Origin of the sequence: Komagataeibacter sp. FXV3 (assembly GCF_015155755.1) — a bacterium.
GTDB lineage: Bacteria > Pseudomonadota > Alphaproteobacteria > Acetobacterales > Acetobacteraceae > Komagataeibacter.
The window spans coordinates 16615-35440 of the sequence record NZ_VWPI01000069.1 but is presented as its reverse complement, the minus strand read 5'-3'; the positions used below and the strand labels follow the sequence as shown (position 1 = coordinate 35440).

Below are 18826 nucleotides of genomic sequence, written 5' to 3'. Positions count from 1 at the left end.
ATATAGAATATAAGGAAAAATATATGATGATTTATGTATAATAATAAAAACAATATAAGTTATAAATAGTAATAAATTTATATGTAAATATATTGCTGCATTTGTTTGTGAAATTTGCATGGATTTTACGGATGCGTTGCGTTGAGAGTCGCATTTTCGCTTTCTGCAGTAACGAATTCAGGTTCATCGCAATGTCCGGACCTGACCGTACCGGTGGGGACCAGCCATGGGCATGGATGGAATTTCATGATACCGACATCTGGCACGACAGCTTCCCGCCCGCGTGACCTATACGATTGACCCATGCGCGGAGTAGGGTGTGCCCGCCCGCGCCCGATGCGGGCTGTCACCCTGTTTTGCGGATACCCCGAATGCCTACTGTTGTCAGGTTCCTGTTGTGTTTTGCGGCGCTGGCCGCGTTTTCCGGTGTCATGGGGGGCGCACTGGCCGCTCATCTGCCTGACCGTTTCTTTGCCGATGGGGGACGGGACATGGCCCGTCAGGCCATACAGATGCAGATGTGGCACGCGCTGGCCATTATCGGCATTTCGGTCCTGATGATCCAGCAGGGGTGCAGGGTGCTGGTTTCCGTGTCCGGCTGCCTTATGGCGGTGGGCACCGTCCTGTTCAGTGTGGGCGTGGCGCTGACCGCGTTCTGGGGCATTCATCCCGGTCCGGTTGCGCCCACGGGGGGCAGCATGCTCATGCTTGCGTGGCTGATTCTGGCTGTCGGGGTCATGCGTTCATGAATGCAACAGATAGCACGCAGCCGCCCTGGCCGGTGCGTAGCGCGTATCTGGCGCCACCGGGGTTTGAAGCCGTCATGGAACAGGAACTGGCCCGCCGGGGGGCAGGTGACCTGTGCTGGCACGGGCGTCTGGCTCTATCCGCCCTGCCGCCGGTGGCCTGTCTATGGGCGCTGGACGTATGGGATGCACCGGAAGAACACGCGGTCCCGTCCATCAAGGGGGCGGCACGGATCATGCGGGCGATCCAGCGCAACTGGGCGGGATATGCGCCAACGCTGCACCGGCGTAGTGCGCTGGTAACCGATGCGCTGCCACCGTTGCGGCCAAAACCCTTTACCTTTCCCGCCGTCGGGCCGGATGCGCATCTGGGGGCATGGACGCTGCTTTCGGCCGACCGGCTGCTGCTGTCGCGTACCAAGTCCTCGCCTTTCGTGAATGGCGAGGTCCCGTTTGTCGAAAACCGTACCGACCCGCCTTCGCGCGCCTATCTCAAGCTGTGGGAGGCCCTGCTGCGTCTGGGGCAATGGCCGGTGGCGGGGGAAACCTGCATTGACCTTGGGGCCTGTCCCGGTGGCTGGACATGGGTCGCCGCCAGTTGCGGGGCGCATGTCACCGCCATCGACCGCTCACCCCTTGCTGAAAACGTGGCGGGCCTGCCCAACGTGACGTGCCGGTATGAAAGCGCGTTCGGGCTGGACCCGGAAAGCTGTGATCCCGTGGACTGGCTGTTTTCCGACATCATCGCCTATCCCGCCCGCCTGCTGGCGCTGGCGCGGCGTTGGATTGCGTCGGGTCGCGCCGCGCGCATTGTCATGACCATCAAGTTTCAGGGTGAAACCGATCATGACACGGCGGATGCGTTCGCCGCCATTCCCGGTGGCCGGGTGCTGCACCTGTGGCACAACAAGCATGAACTGACCTTTTTCTGGCAGCGTGACCCGTCATGATGACGCGCGGCGACGGCTGATCAGCCTGTCCGCCACTTCCACCACCGCAATCGCCAGCAGGCAGCACACAAGGGCGACCGCCATGACGATCAGCCGTTCCTGCTCGGTCGCGTCATTCGCTCCGGCCAGACGGTACAGCGCCAGCCACATGCCGGTTCCGGCAATACGGTCCACCATGCCTGCCACGACGGCGCTGAAGCGCAGGCTGAGCATGAACAGCCCCGTCAGCACAAGCACCGCCAGCGTCTTGCACACGGTCCGGGTAATGGTGAGGGGCGGGGTGGAAGACATGACTTCCCCTTGGTGTGATGAAGGGCGGATGATGCCTGCGTTGGTGATCAGGCGTTCAGGATATCGCGCGCCGTGCGGACCACGTCGGCCAGCGTGCCCGGCTGGAAGGGCGACTTCAGTCCTGCAGAACGGACCAGCCGGGTAAAGGGTTGCGCCCCACCCTGTGCACACAGCGCGACATAGGCCTGCAATGCGCCGTCCATGTCCGTACGGCTGCGGATCCAGAACTGCATCGCGCAGCACAGCGCCAGCGCGTAATCAATGTAATAGAAGGGCGAACGGTAGATATGCCCCTGCGCCTGCCACCGTCCCCCCATGGCCGGGTGCGACAGGCCGCCATAGTTGCGCCATGGCAGGTAGCGCTGTTCCAGCCGCTTCCATGTGGCGTGGCGTTGTACCGGTGTCATGCCCGGGTTGGCATAGATCTCGGTCTGGAAGTGATCGACGCAGACCCCATAGGGCAGGAACGACAGGGAGGAAATCAGGTGCATCTGCCGGAAGCGCTCGCCCTGTCCCGCTTCCACCATCAGGTCGATATGCGGCCATGTCAGGAATTCCAGCGCCATGGAATTGATTTCGGCCCCGTCCATGGTCGGCCACAGCAGGTCAACGGCGGGCAGGCTGCGGCTTTTCCAGTTCTGGTAGGCATGGCCCATTTCGTGGGTGAACACATTGATGTCGTGCTGCGTGCCGTTGAAATTGGCGAATATGAACGGCATGCCCACCGTGGGGAAGGATGTGCAGAAACCACCCCCCGCCTTTCCGGGCCGGTTGACCAGGTCCAGATAGCCGCCATCGCGCATCTGCCCGAAAAAACCGCCCAGATCGCCGCCCATGCGGTCAAACATGGTCTGCGCGCGTGCCAGCAGTAGATCGTGGTCGCCCGCCGGGCGCGGGTTGCCCTTCGGGTCGATCAGCGGTTCATCCCATGAATACAGGATGTCCCATCCCATCGTCCCGCACCGCTTTTGCAGGATGTCATGGACCAGCGGCACGACGTGTTCATGCACCTCATCGCGAAAGCGCGCGACGTCTGCCGGGCCATAATCCACCCGGCGCATGCGGCGGTACGCCAGCGGGATATAGCTGTCATAGCCCAGCGTTTCCGCCATGCCGTGACGCAGGTGGACCATCTGGTCAAACAGGGTATCGAGCCGTGTGGCGTTCTGTTCGAAAAATGCCCATCTGACCCGTTCCGCCTCGTGGCGCGTGGCACGGTCCGTGCTTTCGGCATAGGGGGCAAGGCCCGACAGGTTGACGTGGTTACCGTCAATTTCCACCCGCGCACTGGCCAGCAGGGTGGTGTATTCGCCACTCAGCCGGGCTTCTTCCTCCAGCGCATCGGCAATGCGGGGGTCAAAGGTAGTGATGTCGGTCTGCCACAGTTCCAGCGTATGGGGTGTAACCACCTGCGCCACCGCCGTGGGGTCGGGATATTCCAGCAGCCTGCGCTTCAGCGCGACTTCATGCGCCGTGACATGCGGCGTCAGGGCATCGGCATAATCACGTTCGGCGCGGGCGACGGGGCTGGTGGTATCCTGTGCGAAGCGCAGGTCAACCAGCGCGGACCAGCTTTCGTAATCGCGACGGATCGTATCAAACAGGCGGGCGGCATCCGGTACGTTGCCCTGGTCCAGCAGGGTCGAGACCTGACCAAAACGCAGCCCGAGCGCGTCGCGCGTGGGGCGTGGGAAATCAAGGCTGTCAAAATGGCGCAACATGCGGGGCAGGGTGCCATGGAAACCTTGCCTGCGTCCATGCCCGATTATCTGGCGTGCCTACCGCCGGTCCTGTCGCAGTTGCATGGCGCAGAACCATGCGCACAGCGCGCAGAACGCGCCAAGCCCCGCCCAGTTGGTCAGGGTCGCATCCATGCCCGTGGGCAGCAGCGAAAGCGGGCTGTCGCGCCCGCTCAGCGCGGACAGGCTGGCCAGCACCACCCCCGTCAGGCTTTCCCCCACAATCAGGCCCGATGCGATCATGGTGCCCTGATGGCTGCCTGTCCCTGCGTTCAGGCGCGTGATGACATGGCCCAGGATCGCACCGATGGCCAGGGTCACGGAAACGCTCATGGGCAGGTAGATGCCAACCCCCACCGCCAGCGGTGGCAGCGCGCCCCGCCCTGTGCGGCGCAACCCGGCATCGATCCCGATCAGCAGGCATCCAGTTCCCACGCCCAGCAGCAGCATGTTCCAGTCAAGCTGATGCAGGAAAATGCCTGATGTGATCAGCAGCAGCAGCGCGGGCTGCGGGGCAGCCAGCGCATGGGCCGTGTCCATGCCCGCGCGCGGCATCGCCCCCACGAAACCATAGGTCTGGTACAATACGTTCAGCACCGGCGGAATGATGATCGCCCCGGTCAGGCAGCCAATCAGCAGGACGGCTTCCTGCTTCCATGGCGTGGCCCCCACCAGCCTGCCGGTTTTCAGGTCCTGCAGGTTGTCATTGGCGATCGCGGCTGATGCCGTGATGGCGGTCAGGACATACAGGCAGAAGCCAATGGCGAAATGCTGCCCGTCCACCCCCGCGAACAGCCCCAGCGCGCGCAGCATGACAAATATGCACGACAGGCACATGGCCGCCAGGATGATGACACCGGAAATGGGGGATGACGATGATCCCACCAGCCCCGCCATGTACCCACATGCCGCCGCCACGAACAGTCCGACACCCGCACAGCACGCAAGCCCCGCGACAGCGGCCACGAATGCGGACAGGGTGGGCACGTAAAGATGCGCGAATACGAAAAACAGTCCCCCGATTGTCACCAGTACGATGCTGGCGACGGCGCGCATGGCGCGGGGCGAGAGGTCGGTTTCGGTGCGGTCGGTACGCGTGTCGCCCTGCTTGCGTTCCAGCAGGGTGCGCACGCTGGCCAGCAGCGGCCGCCCCATGCGCAGCACCGTCCATATCGCGGCAATCCCGATCAGTCCCACGCCAATGAACCGGGCCTTGTCCTTCCACAGGCTGGTGGCGAACGCACCCGCGGGCAGGCCTGCCGGGTTGGGCTGGACATGCGCCATGACGGGTACGATGATTTCCCATGTCAGCAGCGCCCCCGTCATCATCGCGATGCCGCCTTCCAGCCCGACCAGGTAACCCGCCCCCAGCAGGGCGGGTGAAAACCCTAGTGACAGGCGAAAGGCTGACACACCCCAGATGGCGGTCCCCGTCATGCCATCACCCAGCACGCGCAGGCCTGCGGTGGCGAAGGTCATGACCGCCGCCAGCACGCCACCGTGCATCAGGGCGCGGATGCCGCCCTGGTCTTCCCTTGCCGCACCTGCGCGCAGGATCTCGGCCGCCGCCACCCCTTCGGGAAAGGGCAGGACCGGGTCCGCCAGCATGACGCGGCGCAGCGGGATGGTGAACAGCACCCCCGTCATGCCGCCCGCCGCCGTCAGCAGTGCCGTCAGCACGAAGGGGAAATGCTGCCACGTCCCGGCCATGACCAGCGCAGGCAGGCTGGCGAACACGCATGACAGGGTGCCCGCGGCGGAGGCCTGTGTCTGGACCAGGTTGTTTTCAAGGATCGTGCCCCCGCCCAGGATCCGCAGCACCGCCATGGAAATGACAGCGGCGGGAATGGAGGTGGCGATGGTCATCCCGACCCGCAGCCCCAGATAGACATTGGACGCGGTAAAGACGACGGTGATCAGCGCACCGATCACGATGCCGCGCCATGTCAGTTCGGATGTCTGGGAATGGTTGGCCAAGGCGGCCCCTTACATCTTGTGGAAGGTCGGCATGACAAGATGCGCGCGGTTGAAGTCAAGCTGCGCCTTGGTCAGCTGGAAGCCGATCTCGATATGGTACTGGTCGCTGTGGATATGGCGCGACACCGGCAGTGTGATGGGAATGTTGCGCGTATGGGTCAGGTCCTGCATGCGCCCGTTGTCAAACGACACGTGGGCGACGAATTCCTTCTTGCTCTTGATCTCGCCATTGAACACCACGGCGACGAAATACGGGACGTTGACGAAATTCACGTTCGATGCCGGGCCGCGTTCCACATGCAGCCCGATTTTCATGTTGGTCATGACGGTGCGCTTCTGCCCCGCCTCGCACGATCCGACCACGCGGGTCAGGCTGGCGCGCGCGACCAGGTGGGTCACGTCATGGTCGTTGCCGGAATACTGGTAGTAATCGGCGGCCTCACCGGGGATTTCCACCACGGGACAGGCCGGGGCGAAATCGATCGAATCGGATTCGCTGGAACAGCCGGCCAGCAGGGACACGGCCCCCAGCATGCAGATTGTCAGGGCGTTTCGTGACAGGCGTGATGGCACAAGGGCAGGAATCATGCGGGTATTCCGGGTAGGTCAGGTGTGGACAGAGGCCCGCCCCGCGGGGGGTGGCCGGGGTGCAGCGCAATGCCGGCAGGGCGACGGGGGAGGACAGACATGGCACATTACGTTAGGATCAGCGGGAAAATGGCTTGCGCCATTGCCGCGGTTTGCGTAGGGCCGGGACCATCGCACGGGAGACCGGCGCCGGAACTGTAGCAGATCGCGGCCCGTATCCTATACCGCCCGCCGGATGTTTGGGGAACACCATGCCCGACCAGATGATTCATACGCCCGATAATACCGCCCCCACCGAGGCCCCGCCCCGTGTCCTGAAAGTACTGCTGGCAGGCCCGCGCGGTTTCTGCGCCGGCGTCGATCGCGCCATCCGCGTGGTGGAAGAGGCGATCCGCCGCTATGGCGCGCCGGTCTATGTCCGCCACGAGATCGTCCATAACCGCACCGTGGTCGAGGCGCTGGAAGCCCAGGGCGCGATCTTTGTCGAGGAACTCGATGAAGTCCCCGCCGACGGACAGGTGGTGTTTTCTGCCCACGGCGTGCCCAAGACCGTCCCGGCCGAGGCCATGCGCCGCAACCTGCTGTACCTGGATGCGACGTGCCCGCTGGTGTCCAAGGTCCACCGCGAGGCCGAGCGTCACTTTGCCGATGGTGGCCCCGAAAGCCGCCATATCCTGATGATCGGCCATGCGGGTCATCCCGAAGTGGTCGGCACGATGGGCCAGCTGCCCGCCGGCGCCGTCACCCTGATCAACGATGCCGAGGAAGCACGCACGGTCCAGCCGGCCGATCCCTCGCGCCTGGCCTTCATTACCCAGACCACGCTGTCGGTCGATGATACGGCGGAAATCGTGGATATCCTGCGTGATCGCTTCCCCCTGATCGAAGGGCCGCGACGTGAGGACATCTGCTACGCCACCACCAACCGGCAGGAAGCGGTCAAGGCGATCGCACCCGGCTGTGACCTGGTGATCGTGATCGGTTCGCCCAATTCGTCCAACTCGCAGCGTCTGCGTGAAGTGGCCGAACGTTCGGGCGCGCCGCGCGCGCTGCTGGTGCCGCGCCTGAACGCGCTGGACTGGTCGGCGCTGGATGGCGTCGCGACACTGGGGATCACGGCGGGCGCGTCCGCGCCGGAATCGCTGGTTCAGGAAATGGTGGCGGCCCTGGCCAAGCGTTTCACGCTTGAGATCGAGGAAATCACCGTCAAGGAAGAAAACGTGGCCTTCCGCCTGCCGGCGCCACTGGGCTGAACCGTATTCCCACATGGCAGTCTATACCGAAGTGCCGGAAGATGCGCTGGCTGCGTTTCTGGAAGGCTATGACATCGGCAGGCCCGTCGCCTGCCACGGCATTGCGGAAGGTGTGGAAAACAGCAACTTCCTGCTGAAGACCACACAGGCCACCTTCATCCTGACGTTGTACGAACGTCGGGTGAACCCGGATGAACTGCCATGGTTCCTGGGGCTTATGCAGTATCTGGCGCAGCATGGCCTGTCGTGCCCGCTGCCGGTGGCCGACCGGCAGGGGCGCACGCTGCGCACGCTGTCCGGCCGCCCCGCCGCCATCACCACCTTCCTGCCCGGCGGCTGGTCGCGGCAGGTGGATGTGGACATGTGCGCGCAGGTGGGCGAAGCGCTGGCGCGGCTGCACCTGCTGGGCGAAGGATACGTGGCCGAACGCCCCAATTCCATGGGGCCGCGGGCATGGGCCGACCTGCTGCAGGCCTGCCGGGCAGGGGGGGGTGAAGTCGGCCCCAATCTGGTGCGCGCGATTGGCGATACGCTGGCGCGCGTGCTGCCCGCATGGCCCGGCACGGGTAACAACCCGTCCCTGCCGCGCGGGCAGATCCATGCCGACCTGTTTCCCGACAATGTCTTTTTCCGTGATGGAAAACTGTCGGGCATCATCGACTTCTATTTCGCCTGCACCGACTGGTACGCCTACGATCTGGCCATTACCATCAATGCATGGTGCTTTGATGACATGGCCTGTTTCGTGCCAACCCGTGCGCGCGCCATGGTGGAAGCCTACCGCCAAGTCCGCCCGCTGGAGGATGCGGAGGACGCGGCCCTTGCCACCCTTGCCACGGGCGCCGCCATCCGTTTCACGCTGACCCGCCTGTATGACTGGATCAATACGCCGCCGGATGCGCTGGTGACGCGCAAGGATCCGCTGGATTATCTGAGGCGCATGGAATTCTTCGCGTCCCGCATGGATGAAGGTTTCCTGTGATGGACGAGGACATGGCCCCCGTCGAAAACGCCCCCCCCGCCACCGACATGGTGGAAATCTGGACCGATGGCGGGTGCAAGCCCAATCCCGGCCCGGGTGGCTGGGGCGCATTGCTGTGTTATCGCGGGCAGGAACGCGAACTGTCGGGGGGCGAGGCGGAAACCACCAACAACCGCATGGAACTGACCGCCGCCGCCGAGGCGCTGGAGGCGCTGAAGCGTCCCTGCCGCGTCGTGCTGCATACCGACAGCGAATATGTGCGCAATGGCATCACGCGGTGGAGCACGGGCTGGGTGCGGCGCAAATGGCGCAATGCATCCGGTGACCCGGTGGCGAACATGGATCTGTGGCGGCGGCTGCTGGATGTCAGTGCGAAGCACGAGATCGAGTGGAAATGGGTCCGTGGTCATTCCGGCGACGTGAACAACGAACGCGTCGACCAGATGGCCACCGCCGCGCGGGATGCGCTGGGCATTCCCTATCCCAAGCGTGGAAAATGATGCACGCGCCCCCTGCCATCCATCTGGAAGGGGTGGGGCTGGACTTCGGGGCCGCACCGCTTTTCCGAAATCTGGACCTGTGTATCGGGGCCGGGATCATCACCGTGCTGCTGGGGGCCAGCGGTGTTGGCAAGACATCGCTGCTGCGCATGCTGGGCGGGCTGGTCGCCCCTGATTATGGACGTATCGTTGCGGCGGACGGGCAACCCCTTGCCGGACGGGTTGCGTGGATGGGGCAGCAGGACCTGCTGCTGCCCTGGGCGCGTGCCACGGACAACGTGATGCTGGGCGCGCGCCTGCGTGGCGAACGGCCGGACCGGGACAGGGCAGGGCACCTGCTGGACTGTGTCGGGCTGTCAGCGCATGCGGCGGCCCTGCCAGCCACGCTGTCGGGTGGCATGCGGCAGCGCGTAGCACTGGCGCGGGTATTGTATGAAGACCGTCCGGTCGTGCTGATGGATGAACCTTTCTCCGCACTGGACAGCGTGACACGGGCACGCATGCAGGATCTGGCCGGGCGGATGCTGGCGGGCCGGACCGTGGTGCTGATTACCCATGACCCGCTGGAAGCCTGCCGTCTGGCGGATCGCATGCTGCTCATGTCCGGGCATCCCGCACGGCTGGACGCGATTGATGTCCCGGCGGGAGCCGTGCCGCGCGCGGTGGATGATGCGGGCGTGCTGGCGGCGCAGTCCGCGCTGCTGCGGCGGATGATGCAATGACCGGTACGGCCACGGCACGGGGTATGCGCCTGCTGCGCCCGCTTGTCACGCTGGCCGGTCTGGTGGCCGTGTGGGGCGCGCTGGCACGATGGGGGCACGTGCCGCCCTATATGCTGCCCGGTCCGGATGCGGTGGCGCGTGCGCTGTGGATGCAGCGCGCGCAGCTTGCTCCCGCCGCCCTGACCACGCTGGAAGAAACGGTTATGGGCCTTGTGCTGGGAATCGGGGCAGGCAGTGCGCTGGCCATCGGCATGGCGGTCTGCGCGCCGCTGCGGCGGTGGGTCATGCCCATGGTGCTGCTCAGTCAGGCGGTGCCGGTTTTCGCGCTGGCGCCGCTGCTGGTGCTGTGGTTCGGATTCGGCATGGCGTCCAAGGTGGTCATGGCGGTGCTGGTCATTTTCTTTCCCGTTACATCGGCGCTTGGCGACGGCCTGCGCCAGACCGAGCCGGGTTGGATGGACCTTGCCCGCACCATGGGGGCCACGCGGTGGCGGGTGTTGGTGCATGTGCGTCTGCCCGCGGCCCTGCCGTCCTTTGCCTCGGGCGTGCGCATGGCCACGGCCATCGCCCCGATCGGGGCCGTTGTGGGGGAATGGGTCGGGGCGTCGTCCGGCCTCGGGTTTCTCATGCAGACGGCCAATACCCGATTTCAGACCGACCTCATGTTTGCCGCCCTTGCGGTGCTGGCGGCCATGACCGTGCTGCTGTGGTGGGGCGTGGACCGGGCGCTGGTGCGCGCGCTGTACTGGCTGCCCCGGCATGCTGATGTTGACTGAACTGTTGTAACACGTCACCACCACCGATAACCGTGCAACCCAATGCAGGATGGATGCCCAATGACACGCCCCATCATTCTTGACCTGACACCCGGCGCGCAGGGCATGGCGACCCTGCTGGCGGCGCTGCAGGTGCCTGACCATGTGCGCCCGGTGCTGGTGCTGTTCAGCGGCAGGGCTGCCGAGGTGGAGGTGGCGCAGGCCCATGCGCGTGACCTGCTGCATCAGTACGGGCTGGACGATGTCACCGTATGCACGGGCTGTCCCGGCCCGATGGTGCAGGCCGGTGGCGTGGGTCATGACCTGCCTGCGGGGCAGGACGGGCTGGGTGCGCTGCATCTGGTGCAGGCGGTGCGTGCGTGCCCGGCGGATAGTGTCAGCATATGCTGCTCCGGCCCGCTGACCACGCTGGCGCTGGCCCTGGTGCAGGCCCCCGATATGGCGTCGCACCTGCATGGGGTGATTGTGAATGGCGGCGCGTTTTTCGTGCATGGCGATGCCACCAGCGTGGCCGAACGCAATATCGCAGCTGACCCGGAAGCCGCGGCCGTGGTGCTGGCGGCGGGCGTGCCGGTGACCCTGGTGCCGCTGGACTGCACTGTGCGGCTGCTGGCGGATGCGGTGTGGATGGAACAGCTTGAGCCGATGGGTGGTGCCCCGGCTTCCGTCGCGGGCAGGGTGCATGCCGAACTGGTGGCCGCGCGGAACGGTGGCGCGCGTGGCAGCGGGGTGGATGTTTCGCTGCGGGCGGCGGCCCCGCTGCTGGCGCTGCTTGGCCCCGGTCTTTTCAGCGGCCACCTGGCGCATGTCGATGTGGAATGCCGTGGCGAATTTACCCGTGGCATGACCGTCGCGCGCCGCATGGGGCCGCCGGGCGTGCAGCCCAACGCACTGGTGCTGGAACGCATGTCGGTCGAGGCCGTGCGTGGCGTGCTGCGCGACCTGCTGCTGAGCGCGCGTAAATAACCGGTCCGGGCCATCGGAATTGCACAAAAATACAACGATCTGGTGCAAACTTGTGCCACGGGCGATCATGACGGTTGCAGAACCGCCGTTCCGTCCAGTATTGGTCCCCGCATTCCGGTGCGTCCGCGGGCGCGAATGTCGAGAACAGTGAAGCGTGTGGCGGCGCGGAGGTCTTCTGTATGGATCGGTCTGCAACATCCCCTTCGGCCCTGACGGGGGTGGCAAGGGGAAACGGTGATGCCGTATTCGCCACCATCGTGCGTTGCGCCGCTGTCCTGATCCTGCTGGGGCTTGGCGGCATGGTGGCTGTCATGGCGTGGGGTGCGCGCGGCGCGTTCGCGACCTTTGGCCCGGCCTTTATCATCGACAAGGCCTGGAATCCCGTAACCCAGCATTTTGGCGCTGCCGCCCCCGTGTTCGGCACGCTGGTCACGGCCCTGCTGGCCATTGCGCTGGCAGTGCCGCTGGCCTTTGGCATCGCGGTGTGGCTGACCGAAATCGCGTCTGCGCGCATTGCGGGGGTCATCGGCACGCTCATCCAGCTTCTGGCGGCGGTGCCGTCCATCATCTTCGGCATGTGGGGCTTTGCGGTGCTGGTGCCGTTCATGGCGCATTATGTGGAACCGTTTGCCGGCCATACGCTGGGGCGCGTGCCCGGCATCGGCCCGCTGTTCCGTGGTGCGCCCTATGGCACCGGTTTCCTGACGGGGGGCATGATCCTGGCGGTCATGATCACGCCGTTCATATCCGCCGTAATGCGTGACGTGTTCCTGTCCATGCCCGCCGTGCTGAAGGAAAGCGCCTATGGGCTGGGCATGACACGGTGGGAGGTGGTGCGCCGCATCATCCTGCCGTGGTCACGCACATCCGTGGTCGGCGGGATCATGCTGGGGCTTGGCCGCGCGCTGGGGGAGACGATGGCGATCACGTTCGTCATCGGCAATGCCAACCATATCGGCTGGTCGCTGTTTTCCCCCGGTAACACCATTGCATCGCTGATCGCGCTGGAATTTCCCGAAAGCGCGATGGGCAGCCTGAAATTTTCATCCCTTATGGCCGCGGGCTTCCTGCTCATGCTGATTTCACTCGGAACACTGGTCTGTTCGCGGCTGTTGCTGCGCACCAGGGCGGCAGGCCGATAAATGGCGGGCCGGGATAACGTGACGCAGGCCGCCACCGCGCCCTGCGCATCCGGGCGGTGGCAGGGCAACGGCCTGTCCGACATGCGCAGGCGCATGGTGGACCGGGTGGCGACGGGGCTGTGCTGGGCCGCCACGGTCCTTGTGCTGCTCATGCTGTTTTCAATCCTGTTCGTGCTGGTGCGCAACGGGGTGGGCGGCCTGCGCTGGATTACCTTCGTGCATGTGACCCTGCCGCCGGGACAGGGGGGCGGTCTGGCCAACGCCATTGCCGGCAGCCTGATCCAGACCGGTCTGGCCGTGCTGATCGGGGCGCCGGTGGGGCTGCTGGTGGGGATCTACCTTGCGGAATTCACGGCCACCGACGGGCGGTTCATCAACATGGTCCGGTTCATATCCGACCTGCTGCTGTCCGCGCCATCCATTCTGGTGGGGCTGTTCATCTACATGATCGTGGTGGTGCCGACGGGGCATTTTTCCGGGATTGCGGGGGCGCTGGCGCTGTCCATGCTGGTGGTGCCGGTCGTGGTGCGCACGACCGAAGACATGTTGCGCCTTGTGCCGCTGTCCATGCGTGAGGCGGCGATCGCGCTGGGCGCGCCACGGTGGCGGGTCATCCTGTTTGTCTGCCTGCGCGCCGCGCGCGACGGGGTGGCGACGGGCATCCTGCTGGCCCTGGCCCGCGTATCGGGTGAGACGGCGCCCCTGCTGTTCACCTCGCTTGGGAACATGAACTGGTCGGTATCTCCTGCCGCCCCCATGGCCAGCCTGCCGGTTACCATCTACCAGTATGCCGGCGCGGCGTACGAGGACTGGACCGCGCTGGCATGGACCGGGGCGCTGCTGATTACGGCGGGTATCCTCATGATCAACATAACCGTGCGGCTGGGGCTGGGACGTAACAGGAAATGAATATGACAGTGGCGGAAAAACAGCCGGTGCCAGCCGCGATTTCGGTGCGTAACCTTGATTTCTATTACGGTGCGAACCACGCGCTGAAGAATATCTCGATCGATTTCCCGCAGGGGCAGGTGACGGGCATGATCGGCCCGTCAGGGTGTGGCAAGTCCACGCTGCTGCGCGTGCTCAACCGCATGTACGACCTCTATCCCGGGCAGCGTGCCACGGGGGAGGTGATTTTTGATGGCTGCAACATCCTTGGCCCGAAGGTGAACCTGAACGTGCTGCGCGCACGCGTGGGCATGGTGTTCCAGAAGCCCACGCCATTCCCCATGTCGATCTATGACAACATCGCCTTTGGCGTGCGTCTGCATGAACGCCTTGACCGCGCGGCCATGGATGCCCGGGTGGAGGATGTGCTCAGGCGCGTCGCCCTGTGGCCGGAGGTGCGCGACAGGCTGCACGATTCGGCATCGGCGCTGTCGGGCGGCCAGCAGCAGCGCCTGTGCATCGCGCGCACCATCGCCACCCGGCCCGAAGTGGTGCTGCTGGATGAACCGACCAGTGCGCTTGATCCCGTGTCCACTGCCCGGATCGAGGAACTGCTGGATGAACTGAAAACCGATTTCACCATCGCCATCGTGACCCACAACCTGCAGCAGGCCGCGCGCTGTGCCGACCAGGTGGCTTTTTTCTATATGGGGGAGGTGGTGGAAGTGGACAGCGCCGACCGCATGTTCACCGCGCCGCGCGAAAACCGCACGCAGGACTACATCACGGGCCGTTTCGGTTAGGTCCGCATACCTTACATTTTGTAGCAAGGTTTGCACACACTGAACACATGGGGTGTTGTAGCGTTACGCTTACAGGCCTTGCATGACGGGCCTGAGCCATGCAGGGTAGAAAATACGTTATAACAGGAGTAGACTTAATTCCCATGATGAAGAAAATGATTCTGGCCGCCACGATCGTTGGCAGCATGGCTGCAGGTTTCTCCGGTCAGGCCGTTGCCGCGCACCACGCACCGCCCCCGCCGCCGGGCGGCTGTGGTGGTCCGGGTGGCCCCGGCGGGTTCGGCATGCCGTTCCTTGGGAATGTGCAGCTGACATCCGCACAGCATAAGAAACTGAAGGCCATCCTGCAGGACAGCCATCCCGATTTCCGTGCCGACATGGATAAGGAACACAAGCTCCACCAGCAGATCCAGGACCTGCTGGCCACGCCGGGCAAGGTTGATGAATCCCAGATCGTTGGCCTGCAGCAGCAGATCGCCCAGATCCACCAGCTGCATGAGGCAGCCCGCCTGCAGACCGCGATCCGCATCCACGATATCCTGACCACGGACCAGCTGAACCAGATCCGTGAGACGCAGGACAAGGTTGCCAGCCTGCATGAGCAGCTGCGCGCCCTGACCGCACCCCCGGCACCCGAAGATGCCAAGAAGTAAGATCGTCCGCCCGCCTGTTGCGGGCTGAGGGTCTAAGGCGGCTGCCCGGCATGGTCGGGCAGCCGTTTTTTTATGCGCGGTCCCGTAATGCTTGACATGGCGGGGGGCAGGGGATACATCCGGCCAACAATCAGGCACGTCACTTCGCGAGGGTTCGCGCAGTGGCGCGTCCTCTTTTGGGGAAATACTTTGTTCGAAACCCTGTCAGGCAAGCTTTCCGGTGTGTTCGATGGCCTCGCCAAGCGCGGGGCATTGTCGGAAGCCGATGTTACGGAAGCCATGCGCGAAGTGCGTCTGGCCATGCTGGACGCCGACGTGGCGCTGCCTGTCGTCAAGGATTTCGTCAACAAGGTCCGTGAACGCGCCGTGGGGCATGAGGTGCTGGACAGCATTTCCCCCGGCCAGGCCGTCGCCAAGATCGTCAATGACGCGCTGATCGACGCGCTGGGTGGTGCGGGCGCCGTTCCGCTGAACCTGAACGCCGCCCCGCCGGTGCCCATCCTGATGGTTGGCCTTCAGGGATCGGGCAAGACCACCACGTCGGGCAAGATCGCGCGGCGCCTGGCGCAGCGTGAGCGCAAGAAGGTGCTGCTGGCCAGCCTTGATACCCAGCGCCCCGCCGCCCAGCTGCAGCTGGCGCAGCTGGCTGAACGCGCGGGCGTGGCGTCGCTTCCGATCATCGCGGGGCAGACCCCGGTGCAGATCGCGCAGCGGGCGATGGATACGGGGCGGCGCGAGGGGTATGACATCGTCATCCTCGACACCGCCGGCCGCCTGTCGATCGACGAAGCCCTGATGGATGAGGTCCGCGCGATCCGCGCCGAGACCGATCCCGCCGAAACCCTGCTGGTGGTCGATGCCATGACCGGGCAGGACGCGGTCAACACCGCCAAGGCCTTTAACGAGGCCGTGGGTGTGACCGGTGTTGTCATGACCCGTATGGATGGTGACGCCCGTGGTGGCGCTGCCCTGTCCATGCGCGCCATTACCGGTGCCCCGATCAAGCTGACCGGTTCGGGCGAAAAGCTGGACGCGCTGGAGGAATTCCACCCCGAGCGTGTCGCAGGCCGTATCCTTGGCCTGGGCGATATCGCGGGCCTGGTGGAAAAGGCCGCCGATACCCTGGATCATGAGGAAAGCGAGAAGCTTGCCCTCAAGATGATGCAGGGCAAGTTCGATCTTGACGACTACGCGGCGCAGATCCGCCAGATCAACAAGATGGGTTCCATTTCCGGTATCCTCGGCATGCTGCCCGGCATGGGCAAGCTGAAGGATGCGCTGGGGGACAAGGAGCTTGATACCTCCGTCCTCAAGCGCCACCAGGCCATCATTTCATCCATGACCCGCAAGGAGCGGCGCACGCCCTCCATCATCAAGGCGTCACGCAAGAAGCGCATTGCCGCCGGGTCAGGCACGACCGTGCAGGAGATCAACCGTCTGCTCAAGCAGTATGACGCGATGGCCTCCATGATGAAGCGGTTCAGCAAACTGGGGGTGAAGGGCCTGATGCGTCAGGGCCTGTCCGCCCTCATGCCCAATGGGGGACGCCCCCCCGGTGGCGGCGGGCGTCCGCCTTTCGGCTGATCGCATAACGTCGTTTCCGTTTTTCTTTTGTCTTTTTTCTGTCTGGAGAAGTCTTAAATGAGCCTCAAGATCCGTCTCGCCCGCGCCGGTGCGAAGAAGCGTCCCTACTACCACATCGTTGTGGCTGACAGCCGCTCCCCGCGTGATGGCCGCTTCATCGAGCGCGTTGGTTCCTACAACCCGATGCTGCCGTCCGACCACGCCGACCGCGTGCGTCTGGTTGCCGAGCGCATCACCCACTGGCTGTCCAACGGCGCGCAGCCGACCGACCGCGTGGCCCGCTTCCTTGGCAACGCAGGCCTGGCGCCGAAGCCGACCTGGAACGAGCAGCCGAAGAAGTCCGCGCCCAAGAAGCGTGCGCAGGAACGTGCCGCCGCCGCTGCTGAAGCAGCCGCAGCGTAAGACTGCTGGCGCGATAGACAGGCAGGAAAGGCAGGCAGTCATCCCATGAACCACGATCATGTCCTGATGGGTGTGGTGGGTCGTCCGCATGGCGTGCGGGGGCTTGTGCATGTGCACAGCTATACCGCCGTGGCGGAAGATCTGGCCACCTATGCCGGGCTGGTCGATGACCTTGGCCGTCCGTGGCGGCTGTCATGGCATGGCAATGGCGTGGCCCGGCTGCATGATGCGGCGGGCAATGCCATCGACAGCCGCGAAGCTGCCCAGCAGATGGTCAACCGCAAGCTGTACGTGCCCCGCGCCAGCCTGCCCGAACCTGATGAGGACGAATACTATTTCGCCGATCTGGTCGGGCTGGAAGCGCGCGAACAGGGCACGGATCGCGTGGTTGGCCGTGTTGCCGCAGTCCATGACTATGGCGCGGGCACCAGCCTTGAAATTGACGGCGCGGGTGGGAACATCCTGCTGCCATTCACCGAGGCCTGCGTGCCGGTGGTGAATGTCGGCGCGGGATGGGTCGCCATCTGCCAGCCTGATGAGATCGAGGTGCCTGTCGAATGTTTTCCCGGCACGGCCGGGAAGGCAGGCGAGCCATGACGTGGCAGGCAACGGCGCTGACGCTGTTTCCCGACATGTTTCCCGGCACGCTGGGCCATTCACTGGCCGGGCGGGCACTGGAACGGGGCATCTGGTCCGTGGATGCGCGTGACATGCGCGAATACGGTCTGGGGCGGCACCGGGTTGTGGATGACACGCCGTTTGGCGGCGGGGCGGGCATGGTCATGCGCCCCGATGTCGTGGCGGCGGCCATTGCCGATATTGACCTGGCGGGGCGACCGCTGGTCTATCCCACGCCGCGCGGACGGCGGCTGATACAGGCGGATATCCGCCGGTATGCGGCGGGTCCGGGTGTCGTGGTGCTGTGTGGGCGGTACGAAGGGGTGGATGAGCGCGTGCTCGAAGCCTCGGGTGCTGAACAGGTCTCGATAGGGGATTATGTCCTGTCGGGCGGGGAAGTGGCGGCGACCGTGCTGCTGGATGCCTGCGTGCGGCTGCTGCCGGGCGTAATGGGATCGGGCGAAAGTGCGGTCGAGGAAAGCTTTTCCGACGGTCTGCTTGAATATCCGCTTTATACCAAGCCGGCACAATGGGACGGGCGCGACGTGCCCGAAGTCCTGCTGTCCGGTCATCATGCCGCGATCGCCAGATGGCGACGCGCGGCATCCGAGACGGTGACGCAGGCGCGTCGGCCGGACCTGTGGGCCGCCTACCAGGCGGGCACGGGTCAAGACATTTCCCGGACCGCAGGCCCCCGTGCCGATGCGGACCGGCTGAACTGAACATGAAATCCTATCGAACGAGGACCGGATCATGAACATCATCCAGAAGTACGAGGCGGAAGAGATCGCCCGCCTGACCGCCAAGCGCGCCGTGCCGGAATTCGCACCGGGCGACACCGTGCGCGTCGGTGTGGAAGTGGTCGAAGGCACCCGCAAGCGCGTGCAGAACTACGAAGGCGTTGTGATCGCCCGCTCCAACAAGGGCCTGAACAGCAACTTCACCGTGCGCAAGATTTCCAACGGTGAAGGCGTGGAACGTGTGTTCCCGCTGTATTCCCCCACCATCGCGGACATCACGGTTGTCCGTCGTGGTGTGGTCCGTCGCGCGAAGCTGTATTACCTGCGTGGCCGTCGCGGCAAGTCCGCCCGTATTGCCGAGCGCAAGCGTGAGGTTGCGGCCCCCGCAGCCACCGCCACAGCCGAGTAATATGCCGACCCTTCGCCCGTTTCCCACTGTCATGGTGGAAACGGGCGAACCGTTTTTTATGCAAGTTTCTGTGGCTGCCTGTTGCGTGCGTCTCCTG

At 64.6% G+C, this 18826-nt stretch carries 21 protein-coding genes; 17 read left to right on the top strand and 4 right to left on the bottom strand.

Going from position 1 to position 18826, the window contains the following annotated elements:
• Positions 1 to 371: 371 nt before the first annotated feature.
• Positions 372 to 749 carry a DUF423 domain-containing protein gene (locus tag F1542_RS07030; RefSeq protein ID WP_193732411.1) on the top strand — a complete coding sequence of 126 codons (378 nt, stop codon included), beginning with the start codon at positions 372 to 374 and terminating at the stop codon, positions 747 to 749.
• Positions 746 to 1696 (top strand): SAM-dependent methyltransferase, encoded by a 951-nt coding sequence (locus F1542_RS07025; protein ID WP_193732410.1) that lies wholly within the window; start codon positions 746 to 748, stop codon positions 1694 to 1696. Before F1542_RS07030 ends, F1542_RS07025 begins: the two co-directional genes overlap by 4 nt.
• Here the strand turns inward: F1542_RS07025 and F1542_RS07020 are convergent.
• From F1542_RS07020 to F1542_RS07005, 4 genes are read right to left on the bottom strand one after another with little or no spacing between them, the layout of a single operon-like run.
• Positions 1691 to 1987 carry a hypothetical protein gene (locus tag F1542_RS07020; protein ID WP_193732409.1) on the bottom strand — a complete coding sequence of 99 codons (297 nt, stop codon included), beginning with the start codon at positions 1985 to 1987 and terminating at the stop codon, positions 1691 to 1693. The two genes, F1542_RS07025 and F1542_RS07020, sit on opposite strands and share 6 nt — an antisense overlap.
• A 47-nt stretch (positions 1988 to 2034) precedes the next feature.
• Positions 2035 to 3708, bottom strand: coding sequence for a M3 family oligoendopeptidase (locus F1542_RS07015; protein ID WP_193732408.1), 1674 nt, complete (start codon positions 3706 to 3708; stop codon positions 2035 to 2037).
• A 57-nt stretch (positions 3709 to 3765) separates the two neighbouring features.
• Positions 3766 to 5703, bottom strand: coding sequence for an OPT family oligopeptide transporter (locus F1542_RS07010; protein WP_193732407.1), 1938 nt, complete (start codon positions 5701 to 5703; stop codon positions 3766 to 3768).
• A 9-nt stretch (positions 5704 to 5712) separates the two neighbouring features.
• The gene (locus F1542_RS07005) at positions 5713 to 6291 is read right to left on the bottom strand and encodes a hypothetical protein (protein ID WP_193732406.1); all 579 of its coding nucleotides are present in this window, start codon (positions 6289 to 6291) and stop codon (positions 5713 to 5715) included.
• Between the two features lie 263 nt (positions 6292 to 6554).
• Here F1542_RS07005 and ispH point away from each other — a divergent pair, with 263 nt between their 5' ends.
• From ispH to rplS, 15 genes are all read left to right on the top strand, one after another.
• Positions 6555 to 7544: a 4-hydroxy-3-methylbut-2-enyl diphosphate reductase gene (gene ispH / locus F1542_RS07000; RefSeq protein WP_085949323.1), complete on the top strand. Its 990-nt coding sequence runs from the start codon at positions 6555 to 6557 to the stop codon at positions 7542 to 7544.
• A 13-nt stretch (positions 7545 to 7557) separates the two neighbouring features.
• Entirely contained in the window at positions 7558 to 8526 is a 969-nt protein-coding gene (locus F1542_RS06995; protein ID WP_193732405.1) for a homoserine kinase, read from the top strand.
• Positions 8526 to 9026: a ribonuclease HI gene (gene rnhA, locus F1542_RS06990; protein ID WP_193732404.1), complete on the top strand. Its 501-nt coding sequence runs from the start codon at positions 8526 to 8528 to the stop codon at positions 9024 to 9026. The genes F1542_RS06995 and rnhA overlap by 1 nt, the downstream gene beginning before the upstream one ends.
• Positions 9023 to 9748, top strand: a complete 726-nt coding sequence (locus F1542_RS06985; protein ID WP_193732403.1) for an ABC transporter ATP-binding protein — start codon at positions 9023 to 9025, stop codon at positions 9746 to 9748. Before rnhA ends, F1542_RS06985 begins: the two co-directional genes overlap by 4 nt.
• Positions 9745 to 10524 carry an ABC transporter permease gene (locus F1542_RS06980; protein ID WP_193732402.1) on the top strand — a complete coding sequence of 260 codons (780 nt, stop codon included), beginning with the start codon at positions 9745 to 9747 and terminating at the stop codon, positions 10522 to 10524. The genes F1542_RS06985 and F1542_RS06980 overlap by 4 nt, the downstream gene beginning before the upstream one ends.
• 60 nt (positions 10525 to 10584) lie before the next feature.
• Positions 10585 to 11490 carry a nucleoside hydrolase gene (locus tag F1542_RS06975; protein ID WP_193732401.1) on the top strand — a complete coding sequence of 302 codons (906 nt, stop codon included), beginning with the start codon at positions 10585 to 10587 and terminating at the stop codon, positions 11488 to 11490.
• A 179-nt stretch (positions 11491 to 11669) separates the two neighbouring features.
• Positions 11670 to 12632, top strand: coding sequence for a phosphate ABC transporter permease subunit PstC (pstC, locus tag F1542_RS06970; protein ID WP_193732400.1), 963 nt, complete (start codon positions 11670 to 11672; stop codon positions 12630 to 12632).
• Complete coding sequence (gene pstA / locus F1542_RS06965) at positions 12633 to 13541, top strand: phosphate ABC transporter permease PstA (protein ID WP_193732399.1); 909 nt, start codon at positions 12633 to 12635, stop codon at positions 13539 to 13541.
• On the top strand, positions 13538 to 14323 hold the full coding sequence (pstB, locus tag F1542_RS06960) for a phosphate ABC transporter ATP-binding protein PstB (protein ID WP_193732398.1): 786 nt from the start codon (positions 13538 to 13540) through the stop codon (positions 14321 to 14323). Before pstA ends, pstB begins: the two co-directional genes overlap by 4 nt.
• A 143-nt stretch (positions 14324 to 14466) precedes the next feature.
• Positions 14467 to 14976, top strand: a complete 510-nt coding sequence (locus tag F1542_RS06955; protein ID WP_193732397.1) for a Spy/CpxP family protein refolding chaperone — start codon at positions 14467 to 14469, stop codon at positions 14974 to 14976.
• Positions 14977 to 15165: 189 nt separating this feature from the next.
• Positions 15166 to 16560, top strand: a complete 1395-nt coding sequence (gene ffh / locus F1542_RS06950) for a signal recognition particle protein (protein WP_048855706.1) — start codon at positions 15166 to 15168, stop codon at positions 16558 to 16560.
• Positions 16561 to 16617: 57 nt separating this feature from the next.
• Entirely contained in the window at positions 16618 to 16962 is a 345-nt protein-coding gene (gene rpsP / locus F1542_RS06945; RefSeq protein ID WP_193732396.1) for a 30S ribosomal protein S16, read from the top strand.
• A gap of 45 nt (positions 16963 to 17007) precedes the next feature.
• Positions 17008 to 17559 (top strand): ribosome maturation factor RimM, encoded by a 552-nt coding sequence (rimM, locus tag F1542_RS06940; protein ID WP_193732395.1) that lies wholly within the window; start codon positions 17008 to 17010, stop codon positions 17557 to 17559.
• A complete protein-coding gene (gene trmD, locus F1542_RS06935) occupies positions 17556 to 18302 on the top strand; it encodes a tRNA (guanosine(37)-N1)-methyltransferase TrmD (RefSeq protein ID WP_193732394.1) in 747 nt (248 codons plus the stop codon). The genes rimM and trmD overlap by 4 nt, the downstream gene beginning before the upstream one ends.
• 31 nt (positions 18303 to 18333) lie before the next feature.
• Complete coding sequence (gene rplS, locus F1542_RS06930) at positions 18334 to 18729, top strand: 50S ribosomal protein L19 (protein ID WP_193732393.1); 396 nt, start codon at positions 18334 to 18336, stop codon at positions 18727 to 18729.
• Positions 18730 to 18826 lie beyond the last annotated feature (97 nt).